Raw genomic sequence first — 12,072 nt, 5'->3', positions numbered from 1 at the left:
CACGAGGATGGCATGAGAAGACTACTGACGACTTTGGTGATTTTGCTGGTGGTGTTGGTGACAGGGATGTCTGCCTTGGTACTGTTGGTTAATCCGAATGATTTCCGCGGCTATATGATCAAGAAGGTTGAGCAGAGCAGCGGCTATCATTTGACGCTGGAAGGCGACCTTCGTTGGCATGTCTGGCCACAGTTGAGCATTCTTGCCGGGCGAATGACGCTGACGGCACCAGGGGCAGCGGCTCCGGCGGTCAGCGCAGATAATATGCGTTTGGATGTCAAACTGCTGCCGCTCCTTTCCCACCAGCTTTACGTTAAGCAGGTGATGCTGAAAAATGCCGTTATCCGCCTGACCCCCGACAGCGCAGAGCGAAACCAGCCTGATGCCCCTATCGCCCCCGGTGGTAACCAGGCGGATGATAGCTCGGGATCCCTGTGGAAATTTGATATCGACAACCTGCGGGTGGTGGACAGCCTGCTGATCTGGCAACGAGCCAACAACGAGCAGATTAACGTTCGCGATATCAATCTGACCCTGCAGCAGAATGACAAGCATCAGGCGCAGATAGAGCTTTCCAGCCGGGTGAATCGCGACCAACGCGATCTGAGTTTCAACCTGGCGGCCAATCTCGATCTGCAACAGTTTCCCCGCCAGATAGGCGCGCAGGTCACGCAGTTTAGCTATCAGCTTGAGGGCGCAGATATTCTTGCCGGTGCCATCAAGGGGGAAGGGAGCGTACAGGCGGTTTATCAGCAATCTTCGCAGCAGATTGTCTTGAACCAACTGATGCTCAGTGCCAATGATAGCCAGTTGACTGGGAGTGCTAGCGCGCAGCTCGGGCCAGTGCCTGCTTACACCTTGGATCTCAGCGCCACACAACTCAATCTGGATGCGCTCTCGGGCTGGCAGACAAAAACCCCTGATGAGGAGAAGCTGCCGCCGCCGGTGACCGCATCCCCGGTGATCGCCAACCAGGCGGACGATCAGCAACAGAATTTACAGGTGTTACGTGACTTCAACGCGCAGCTCAAGCTGAAGGCGGATCAGGTCACTTATCGTGGGATGTCGGTTAATCAACTGGCGGTGCAGGCAAGCAACCAACAGGGTTTAATGACGGTGGCTACGCTGTCTGGCAAGTTGGCCGGCGGTGATTTCTCCCTACCAGGCTCGATGGATGCGCGGGCTGATAAACCGCTGATTAAACTGCAGCCGCAGTTACGGCACATTGAGCTGGGTGAGGTACTCAAGGCCTTCGACATGCCATTGGCGCTGACCGGCACGTTTAACATGCAGGGCGATTTGAGCGGTGATCGCCTCAACGCCACGGCGTTCGAGCACCGCTGGCAAGGGACGGCGGAACTGTCCATGCAGAATGCGCAGCTTCATGGTTTGAATATTCAACAGCTTATCCAGCAAGCTGTGGTACGTAATGACAGTAGCGTACGTGGTGAGGATAACTACCAGCGCTACACCGCAGTGCAACAAATGAGCGCCAAGGCCAGCTTAAGCAAGGGGCAGATCACGCTCAGCGAGCTACAGGCAGAGTCACCGGTGATGAGCCTGACTGGCAACGGTACGCTGGATATGCCTCGAAAACAGTGCGATTTAACTATGAACGTACTGGTAACAGGAGGTTGGCAGGGCAACAATACGCTGATCGCACAACTGCGTGAAACGCCGATCCCACTGCGCGTCTACGGCCCGTGGGATCAGCTCAATTATCAGTTGCAGGTCGATCAACTCCTGCGTAAAAAGTTGCAGGATCGTGCCAAAGACGCCTTGAACAAGTGGGCAGACAAGAATAAAGGCTCCCAGGATGGCCAGGATCTGAAAAAGCTGCTCAATAAGCTGTAAACCTTATCAAACGCTGCCCGCGCTCTCTTTAGGTTGGATGAGCGCGGGTTTGCCCCCCGAGCCAACGTGACCAATATCACTAGCTTTAAATTAAATAATCAAAATGACAACGTGAACATTTTTAGTCATATCTCCAAACTGGAGAAAACATTTATTTGATCAAAATCACACACCATTAACAATTGATTTAAAAACATACAAATTCAAATCATGATCACAATGTTGTGCAGGCAGTATATAAGACAGGGGGAGGGAATTTAATTTGTTGAATTAAATCAATTGGTTTCCTGCTTGACGGCCAGTTTGTTTGCTCTGCGCGGTCTGGTTACCGCCTCCGGCATCTACCGACCAGGTGGAAGGCTTTCGCCGAAGCGACCTGGCTTGGAAATTCACTATTTGTTGATAGTTTCCCCCTGCAACCTTGATGAATGTCATAATATCCTGTCCTGATTTTCGGCAGAGTGTGGCGTTATTCGGCTGCTATCGGGCGATGAGCTGAAATAAAATAATTAAATCGAGGAATAATGATGGAACTTCTGATTGGAGCCTTGGTGGCGGTGTTCGTTGGCCGCTATATCATCAAAGGCTATTCAGCCACTGGGGTGTTAATGGTTGGCGGCCTGGTACTGCTGGCGGTGAGTGCATTTATGGGCAAAAATCTGCTGCCCGCCAGTGCGACTTCAACCGGCTGGCGCGCCACCGATATTTTCGAATATGTCAAAATCCTGCTGATGAGCCGCGGTGGTGATCTCGGCATGATGATCATGATGCTGTGTGGCTTCGCCGCTTATATGACGCACATTGGCGCCAATGACGTGGTGGTAAAGCTGGCATCCCGCCCGTTGCAGATGATCAACTCCCCGTATTTGCTGATGATTGCGGCCTATTTTGTAGCCTGCCTGATGTCACTGGCCGTCTCTTCGGCGACAGGGCTGGGGGTGCTACTGATGGCAACGCTGTTCCCGCTGATGGTTAATGTGGGGATCAGCCGTGGTGCGGCGGCGGCTATCTGTGCTTCTCCTGCAGCCATTATTCTTTCGCCTACTTCAGGTGATGTGGTGCTGGCAGCCAAGGCGGCCGAAATGCCGCTGGTGGATTTCGCCTTTAAAACCACGCTACCAATCTCCATCGCCGCCATTATCTGTATGGCGATTGCCCACTTCTTCTGGCAGCGCTATCTCGACCGCAAGGCCAACGAACAGCACCATATTATGGACGTGAGTGAAATCACCACCAATGCGCCCGGTTTTTACGCCATCTTGCCTTTTACCCCGATCCTGGGGGTGCTGGTCTTTGATGGCAAATGGGGGCCGGAGCTGCACATCATTACCGTATTGGTGATTTGTATGTTCATAGCTGCGGTGATTGAGTTTCTCCGTAGCTTCAACGCCAAAGCGGTGTTTACCGGTTTGGAAGTGGCATACCGCGGCATGGCTGATGCATTCGCCAGCGTGGTGATGTTGTTGGTGGCGGCAGGGGTATTCGCCCAAGGCTTGAGCACCGTTGGTTTTATCAGCGGCTTGATCAGCCTGGCACAGTCGTTTGGCACCGGTGGTATCATCATGATGTTGGTGCTGGTGGTGATCACTATGCTGGCGGCGATGACGACTGGTTCTGGTAATGCGCCATTCTATGCGTTTGTCGAGCTGATCCCGAAACTGGCAGCACAAATGGGGGTTAACCCGGCTTACCTGGTGATCCCGATGCTGCAAGCCTCTAACCTGGGCCGTACGCTCTCGCCGGTTTCTGGCGTGGTGGTGGCGGTTTCCGGTATGGCAAAAATCTCACCGTTCGAAGTGGTGAAACGCACCTCGGTACCGGTAATGGTTGGGCTGGTGGTGGTGATTGTTGCTACGGAGTTGCTGGTGCCAGTGCACCTCTAAGCAATGCTGGTAGGGGCGCTGTATGTGTTGTGCCCGTTTTGAGATCAATCTGAACTGGGCACCTCAAGCGGGTGCCCAGCAACGTTTTACTCCTCGTCCTCTTCGTTAGGTGTCACTAACGGCGTTATCTTCACCTTCACGATGCGGTGACTACTGATTTCCAACGGTTCAAACAGATAGTCGCCGATCTTTAGTTGCTCACTTTCACGTGGAATGCGCTGGCAATGCTCCATCAGCAAACCAGCCAAGGTATGGTATTCCCGCTTTTCCTCTATCGGCAGTGGTACATACAGCACCAGATCTTCCAGCGGCATATGGCCATTGGCAATCCAGTAGCCTTCCGTGGTTTGCTGGATATCATGACGCGCATCAACTTCTTCATCGGCCTCTGGCAGATTACCGGCGATGGTTTCCATCACGTCGGTTAAGGTCACCACCCCTTCGACCGAACCAAACTCATCCACCACAAATGCAAAGTGGGTTTTAGCCTGGCGGAACTGCTCCAACGCAGACAGCAACGTTAACTGCTCCGGGAAGATCAGTGGCTGGCGCACCAAGGTGCGCAGATCCAGCGGTGATTGCTGCAACTGCTGCTTCAGCACATCAATGGTGTGGATCACCCCTAATGGTTCATCGCTGGCACTATTTTCGGTTACCACGATGCGCGTATGCTGGTTTTTCTCCAATAGCTGCGTCAATTTATCCAGCGGGCCGTTAAGCCCCAGGTATTCCACATCGTGGCGCGAAGTCATGATACTGCTGACGGTGCGCTGCGCCATGCCCAGCACCCGCTCGATCATATGGCGTTCCTGCTGGTTGAAGATTTCGCCATTCTCGTTATAGCTGTCTGCCAGCAGATGCGCTGAATGGCTGTCTATCTCGGCCTCTTCATGCTTGCCGCTTAACATGCGCAATACGGCCTCTGCGGTACGCTCACGCAAAGGCCGTACCTTGGAAAGGAAACGGCGGCGGTTAAACTGGGCAAACTGGTTCAAGGCTTCGATCATCACTGAGAAACCGATAGCCGCGTAGAGATAGCCTTTCGGAATGGCATAGCCAAAGCCTTCGGCCACCAGGCTGAAACCAATCATCAGCAAGAAGCTGAGGCACAGAATAACAATGGTTGGGTGAGCATTCACAAAGCGCGTAAGAGGTTTGCTGGCCAGCAACATCAAACCAATGGCGATACACACCGCGATCATCATCACGGCCAGATGATCGACCATCCCGACTGCGGTGATCACCGAATCCAGCGAGAAGACGGCATCCAGCACCACAATCTGCGCGACCACCGGCCAGAAACGCGCTCCTTTGCGTGCCCCATGATGTTCCTCGTCTTTACCCTCCAGCCGCTCGTTCAGCTCCATAGTGGCTTTGAACAGCAGGAAGACACCACCGACCAACATTATCAGGTCGCGGCCACTGAAAGCGTGCCCCATGGCCACAAATAGCGGCTTGGTCAGGGTGGCTAGCCAGGAGATCGAGGCAAGTAGCAGCAGGCGCATCACCAGCGCCAGTAAAAGACCGGCAATACGGGCTTTATCACGTTGTTTTTTAGGTAATTTCTCCGCCAAAATGGCGATAAATATCAGGTTGTCAATACCCAGTACGATTTCCAGTACAACCAGGGTGGCCAAGCCGGCCCAAATTGTTGGATCTGCGATCCATTCCATACGCCTAATTTCACCTTTTAGTTCGACGGCTTATACCGCATTGAGAATGATGGACGCTGAGGAAGGGGATTTCAACTCAAAATCTGCACTGGGTGTAGGTAATTTATGTTAGTAAAATAACTAAACAGTGTTGGGAACTTGTCATTAGAGGCGAACACCAGAAAACGTAGAACAAATAGCTGCTTATAAATCCTGCACTTAGATAATCTTTATAATAATCAATTTGTTATAAAGTGGTTAAACGAGTAAAATCTTAAAAATCGAGTGTCATCAGTAGTCTTATTCTGAAAAGGTCTTATTGAAGCCACTAAGACTTGTTTCACTGGGTCAATAGTATAAGAATCTTGGCATCCTATAAATGATAGCAAGACTGACCACTTGGGCCAGGAAGGCACCGCCTTTTCCCTACTCAGCGACTTGCCGCTCATTAAATTCTGAACAGAACCTCGGGTTCATCTACAAGCGCGAAGTCGAATGCGCGCTTGTCAGTTCAAATATTGTCTACAGTGCATTGGTAGCTGCAAGCCAAGGGCGGTAGCGTGCCTAAAATGGTATTTTAATAATGTAATTAATTGATTTTTAAATTAAAAATTCATTGATGCGTTAGGCTAACCCCTTTTCCTGGCTCTGTTACACTTACTTGTTATTTGTCGGTGGAAAAAATTTATGCAAAAAAGATTGAAGGCCGTTATCCCAGTAGCAGGTTTGGGCACTCGTATGCTGCCCGCCACCAAGGCAATCCCTAAAGAAATGCTGCCCGTGGTCGATAAGCCATTGATTCAGTACATCGTGAGCGAGTGTGTAGCGGCCGGCATCAAGGATATCGTACTGGTTACGCACTCATCGAAGAACGCGATTGAAAACCACTTTGATACCTCCTTTGAACTGGAAGCGATGTTGGAAGCTCGGGTAAAACGCCAGCTGCTTGCCGAAGTGCAGAGTATCTGCCCACCAGACGTAACGGTGATGCAGGTGCGCCAGGGGCAAGCCAAAGGGCTGGGCCATGCAGTGTTATGTGCTCAACCGATGATAGGGGATAACCCATTTGTAGTGCTGCTGCCAGACGTGTTATTGGATGACTCAACCGCCGATCTGCAGAAAGAAAACCTGGCCAAAATGATCCAGCGCTTCGAGCAAACTGGCTTTAGCCAAATTATGGTTGAACCCGTGCCGGAAGAAGATGTTTCCAAATACGGTGTGGTCGATTGCGGTGGTGTGGCGTTAGCCGCAGGTGCAAGTACGCCAATGACTGCGGTGGTCGAGAAACCTGCGCGGGAAGATGCGCCATCTAACTTGGCCGTGGTCGGGCGCTATGTCCTCTCTGCCGATATCTGGCCGTTGTTAGAGAAAACGCCTCCGGGCGCAGGTGATGAAATCCAACTGACCGATGCCATTGCCATGCTGATGGAGCAGGAAACGGTGGAAGCCTTCCATATGAGCGGCAAATCTCATGACTGCGGTGATAAACTGGGCTATATGAAGGCGTTTGTACAGTATGCCCTGCGCCACCCATCCGAGGGCGAAAACTTCACCCAGTGGGTGAAGCAGACCCTGAACAGCAAGTAATGCCTGAGCCGGTTAGCACGACCACAAGATTTTAAGAGGAACACCATGTCGAAGAAGTTGAAAGCCGTCATTCCTGTTGCTGGTCTGGGTATGCGCATGTTGCCTGCGACCAAGGCGATCCCGAAAGAGATGTTGCCGATTGTCGATAAGCCGTTGATCCAATACATCGTCAACGAATGCGTGGCTGCCGGGATCAAGGAAATCATTCTGGTTACCCACTCCTCCAAGAACGCGATCGAAAACCATTTCGACACGTCTTATGAACTTGAGGCGATGCTTGAAGCGCGTGTGAAGCGTCAGCTGCTGGATGAAGTTAAATCCATCACGCCGAAAGGCGTAACCCTGATGCACATCCGCCAAGGGCAGCCGAAAGGGTTGGGGCATGCGGTACTGTGTGCCAAACCATTGGTAGGTGATTCACCTTTTGTGGTAGTGCTGCCAGACGTATTGCTGGATGACGCCAAGGCTGACATGCGCAAAGACAACCTGGCGCATATGGTTGCCCGCTTCGAAGATACCGGGCTGAGCCAGGTATTGGTGCAGGCTGCGGATGAAAATGTGCTGTATGACTACTCTGTGGCGGAATGTGAGACCACGACCCTAAAACCAGGGGAAAGCTCACGCATGACTTCGATCATTGAGAAGCCAAGCCGTGAAGTGAAACTGAAATCCAATTATTCTGCTGTTGGCCGTTATGTGTTCTCTGCCGACATCTGGCCGTTTTTGGAAAAAACTCAACCAGGCGCCTGGGGCCGTATTCAACTGACTGATGCGATTGGCGAACTACTGAAACAACAGACGGTAGAAGCGATGGAGCTGGTAGGGGAATCGTTCAACTGCGGTGAAAAACTAGGCTATCTCCGGGCCTTTGTGACCTATGGTCTACGCCACCCAACGCAGGGCAAAGCCTTCCGTGAATGGGCCGAGAAGCTAAAATTGTAGTAATTTGTACTGAAAAATAGCAGAAAAATCTTTATAGTTATAGGCCTGCGGAAATCTCGGCGGGCCTTTTGACTTATCCGAGACCGCTCGCACATGAAAACACTCCTGGTGCATGCGCTTGATAACAGCATCTTAGTAAATCCAGGCTCAACGTTTGCTCAACGAGTGCTTTCATGCATGAATCGCTGGATATCTATACATAGCGCAAACAAAAAAATTTTGCTAAGCACCGTCCCAGGCGGCCATGGTTGGCCAGGGGCTTAGCGTTGCAAGTTTACTTACTTTGAAAGTGATGAAAATTCGATGGCAAAGAAACAATGGAAGCTGATACCGCTACTGGTATCGATCAGTGTGATCAGCGGTTGTACCGTAGTACCTGGCTCACACCTCTCTACCGGCGGGAAAAACGTTGTTAAGCAGGAAGATAGCAATTTTGACTTGGACAAGTTGGTGAATATTTACCCAATGACACCGAGTTTGGTTGACAAAATGCGTCCAAAACCCGTTGTCGCGCAGAACAACCCAGCCTTGGAACGTGACCTGCAAAGTTATGAATACCGCATTGGTGTGGGTGATGTACTGATGGTGACCGTTTGGGATCATCCTGAATTGACAACCCCGGCTGGTCAATACCGTAGTGCCAGTGATACCGGTAACTGGGTTAACTCTGATGGCACAATTTTCTATCCGTATATAGGTAAGGTGAAGGTTGCGGGGAAAACCGCTAGCCAGGTACGTAATGATATTGCCGGTCGTTTGGCACAATATATCGAAAGCCCACAGGTTGATGTGAGTATTGCTGCCTTCCGTTCGCAGAAAGCTTATGTGACGGGCGAGGTAGCAAAATCAGGCCAACAACCGATTACCAACGTGCCTTTAACCGTTATGGATGCAATCAACGCAGCAGGTGGCCTTGCAGAGAATGCAGATTGGCGCAACGTAGTGTTAACCCAGAACGGTAAAGAGCAGCGTATTTCCCTGCAAGCATTGATGCAAAAGGGCGACCTGATGCAGAACCATCTGCTTTATCCTGGTGATATTCTTTATGTTCCGCGTAATGACGATCTGAAAGTCTTCGTTATGGGTGAAGTCAAACAGCAAACTACGCTGAAGATGGATCGCAGCGGCATGACGTTAACTGAAGCGCTGGGTAATGCTCAGGGTGTGGACCAGACGGTATCGGATGCAACTGGGATTTTTGTTATTCGCCCACTACGTGGTACTGAAGGAAGTAAGCTTGCCAGTATTTATCAGTTAAATGCGTCTGACGCGACAGCGTTGGTAATGGGTACAGAATTCCAGTTACAGCCGTATGATATCGTTTATGTTACTACAGCGCCTGTTGCGCGTTGGAACCGTTTGATCATGCAGTTAGTGCCGACAATTACAGGATTTAATAACCTGAGCGAAGGTGCATTGCGTGTTCGTAATTGGCCATAGTCGTCATTATAGCTAGACTGAGTAACAATTATGTTTAATTCAATTTTGGTTGTATGTGTTGGTAACATCTGCCGTTCTCCTACGGGGGAACGGCTGCTGAAAAAAGCGTTGCCTAATAAAAAGGTTGGTTCTGCTGGGGTTGGTGCATTGGTAGACAAACCTGCAGATGCAATGGCGATAGAGGTGGCGGCTCAGCATGGGGTATCCCTTGAGGGTCATAATGCGTGCCAATTAACAAGTTCCATATGCCGTGAATATGATTTGATCCTTGTAATGGAAAAAAAACATATTGATGCAGTTTGCCGCTTTGCGCCTGAAGTCAGAGGGAAAACTATGTTATTTGGCCATTGGTTGGAGCAATGTGAAATTGCAGATCCTTACCGTCAGAGCCGCGAAGCGTTTGAATATGTGTACCGCCTTCTTGATGAATCAGCCCAAAAGTGGGCTAAAGCCTTAAGCCGATAGCCAGTCAGGATTTCCAATGTCAGAAAAAAATAGAGTAAATAATTCGGGAAGCGAAAAGTCAGACGAAATAGATTTGGGGCGTCTCTTAGGCGAGTTGATTGATAGTCGATGGCTGATTATTGGCGTTACTGCGACATTCTTGACCTTGGGTATTTTCTATTGCCTATTTGCTACACCTGTGTACCGTACTGATGCGATGGTTCAAGTCGAACAAAATGTTGGTAATTCGCTGCTTAATAATATCAATCAGATCTTACCAAATGGACAGCCTGCATCTGCGCCAGAAATTGAATTACTAAAGTCTAGAATGATTCTCAGTAAAACCATTGATGACTTGAATTTACGTATTGTTGTCCAACAAAAATATTTTCCAATTTTTGGAAAGGGTTTAGCACGGTTAACAGAGCAAAAGTCAGGACGCCTAATTGTATCAAAGTTATCGATGCCAGATGATTGGAAGCAAGATCCAACGATAATTGTTACTATTGAAGATGCGGAAAACTATACTGTCAGTCGGGACGGGGATGTTGTAGCTGAGGGGAAAATTGGTGTCTTAATAGAGAATAAAGGTTTTACGATCCTTGTAAGCGAAACTGATGCCGAAATAGGAACTCAGTTTACTGTAACACTAAATACAGAGTTAAGCTCAATTAATCAATTGCTTGACCAATTTGATGTGGCTGATAAGGGTAAAGATACTGGAGTACTTGGTTTAACTTTAACTGGCACTGACCCTGACAATATCAAGAATGTACTCAATAGTATCATTCAGAACTATTTAGAGCAGAACGTTGAAAGAAAATCAGAAGAAGATGCCAAGAGTCTTGAGTTTTTAAAAGTACAGTTGCCAAAAATTCGTACTGCATTAGATACGTCTGAAGAGAAGCTAAATCAATATCGACAGAAAAAAGACTCTGTTGATTTGTCGCTTGAAGCAAAATCCGTATTAGACTCAATAGTCTCTATTGATAGCCAATTAAATGAATTAACATTTAAAGAGTCAGATATATCTAAGTTGTATACTAAAGAACACCCTTCGTATCGTGCATTGCTGGAAAAGCGCAAAACGTTAGAGTCACAACGAGATAAACTGAACAAACGCGTAAATTCTATGCCCGAGACACAACAGGAGATTTTACGCCTTAGTCGTGATGTAGAGTCTGGCCAAGTAGTATATATGCAGTTGCTGAATAAAGAGCAGGAACTGAATATTGCTAAGGCGAGCACGGTAGGAAATGTTCGCATTATTGACCATGCGGTCACTCAGGCTAGTCCTGTGCAACCGCGGAAGATGATTATCTTGGTGCTAAGTATTATTCTCGGTGGTATGCTTTCTATTGGCTATATATTATTACGTTCGTTTTTACATAGGGGCATTGAGAGCCCTGCACAGTTAGAAGAGCTAGGCATAAATGTGTATGCAAGCGTGCCTCTTTCTGAATGGCAACGTAAAAAAGATTTGGATCTTTTTAACAAATCAAAAGGAAGAAAAACTAATACTGATGCCAATACATTATTAGCATTTGGCAACCCCGCAGATTTAGCGATAGAAGCTATTCGTAGTTTGCGCACAAGTTTACATTTCGCGATGATGGAAGCCAAAAATAATATTTTGATGATCTCAGGTGCGAGCCCTGGTATTGGTAAAACATTCATTAGCGCAAACTTGGCAGCGGTTGTATCACAAGCGGGACAAAGGGTCTTATTCATCGATAGTGATATGCGCAAAGGCTATGCACATGATTTGATTGGTGCCAGAGGGAAGAATGGGCTTTCAGATATATTGGCTGGCAATATATCTATCACCGAATCTATCCAGACAACAAAAAGTTCCAGTTTTGATTTTATCTCCAGAGGACAGGTACCGCCAAATCCATCAGAGCTGTTGATGCATAAACGTTTTAGCGAATTATTGGCATGGGCTAGTGATAATTATGATTTAGTACTTATTGATACTCCACCAATATTAGCGGTTACCGACGCGGCAATAATCGGCAAACACGCAGGTACGGCATTAATGGTCGCTAGATTTGAACTCAACAGTCCAAAAGAGGTTGATGTCAGCATTAGACGGTTTGCTCAAAACGGTATCGAAATCAAGGGCGTAATACTTAACGCAGTTGTTAGGAAAGCATCAAATTATTATAACTATGGTTATGATTATTATGATTATAGTTATAAATCAAAGTAGTATTTGAGTTAAACAGCAAAGCCTCCAGTTAATTTAAGGAGGCTTTGAATTTTTTAAC

8 protein-coding genes are annotated in these 12,072 nt (G+C 48.5%); 7 read left to right on the top strand and 1 reads right to left on the bottom strand.

Annotated elements, in window-relative coordinates; all coding sequences use genetic code 11:
* Nucleotides 1-12: 12 nt before the first annotated feature.
* Both asmA and dcuC read left to right on the top strand, forming a co-directional pair.
* Nucleotides 13-1,854, top strand: coding sequence for an outer membrane assembly protein AsmA (gene asmA, locus KAJ71_RS20860; RefSeq protein ID WP_248947446.1), 1,842 nt, complete (start codon nucleotides 13-15; stop codon nucleotides 1,852-1,854).
* Between the two features lie 524 nt (nucleotides 1,855-2,378).
* Nucleotides 2,379-3,737, top strand: coding sequence for an anaerobic C4-dicarboxylate transporter DcuC (gene dcuC, locus KAJ71_RS20855; RefSeq protein ID WP_248947445.1), 1,359 nt, complete (start codon nucleotides 2,379-2,381; stop codon nucleotides 3,735-3,737).
* 86 nt (nucleotides 3,738-3,823) lie between these two features.
* Here dcuC and KAJ71_RS20850 read toward each other — a convergent pair whose 3' ends face one another.
* The gene (locus KAJ71_RS20850; protein WP_248947444.1) at nucleotides 3,824-5,410 is read right to left on the bottom strand and encodes a TerC family protein; all 1,587 of its coding nucleotides are present in this window, start codon (nucleotides 5,408-5,410) and stop codon (nucleotides 3,824-3,826) included.
* Between the two features lie 666 nt (nucleotides 5,411-6,076).
* On the opposite strand from KAJ71_RS20850, the gene galU reads away from it, so the two are divergent.
* From galU to wzc, 5 genes are all read left to right on the top strand, one after another.
* Nucleotides 6,077-6,976 (top strand): UTP--glucose-1-phosphate uridylyltransferase GalU, encoded by a 900-nt coding sequence (gene galU, locus KAJ71_RS20845; RefSeq protein ID WP_248947443.1) that lies wholly within the window; start codon nucleotides 6,077-6,079, stop codon nucleotides 6,974-6,976.
* A 45-nt stretch (nucleotides 6,977-7,021) separates the two neighbouring features.
* Nucleotides 7,022-7,918 (top strand): sugar phosphate nucleotidyltransferase, encoded by an 897-nt coding sequence (locus tag KAJ71_RS20840; RefSeq protein WP_248947442.1) that lies wholly within the window; start codon nucleotides 7,022-7,024, stop codon nucleotides 7,916-7,918.
* Between the two features lie 303 nt (nucleotides 7,919-8,221).
* Complete coding sequence (locus KAJ71_RS20835; protein ID WP_248947441.1) at nucleotides 8,222-9,358, top strand: polysaccharide export protein; 1,137 nt, start codon at nucleotides 8,222-8,224, stop codon at nucleotides 9,356-9,358.
* A gap of 30 nt (nucleotides 9,359-9,388) precedes the next feature.
* The gene (locus tag KAJ71_RS20830) at nucleotides 9,389-9,823 is read left to right on the top strand and encodes an arsenate reductase/protein-tyrosine-phosphatase family protein (RefSeq protein WP_248947440.1); all 435 of its coding nucleotides are present in this window, start codon (nucleotides 9,389-9,391) and stop codon (nucleotides 9,821-9,823) included.
* 16 nt (nucleotides 9,824-9,839) lie between these two features.
* The gene (gene wzc, locus KAJ71_RS20825) at nucleotides 9,840-12,014 is read left to right on the top strand and encodes a tyrosine-protein kinase Wzc (RefSeq protein WP_248947439.1); all 2,175 of its coding nucleotides are present in this window, start codon (nucleotides 9,840-9,842) and stop codon (nucleotides 12,012-12,014) included.
* The last annotated feature ends 58 nt before the right edge of the window (nucleotides 12,015-12,072 follow it).

Source organism: Serratia silvae, from assembly GCF_023282985.1.
GTDB lineage: Bacteria > Pseudomonadota > Gammaproteobacteria > Enterobacterales > Enterobacteriaceae > Chania > Chania silvae.
The sequence above is the reverse complement of the archived record's forward strand: the minus strand, read 5'-3'. Positions and strand labels throughout refer to the sequence as shown.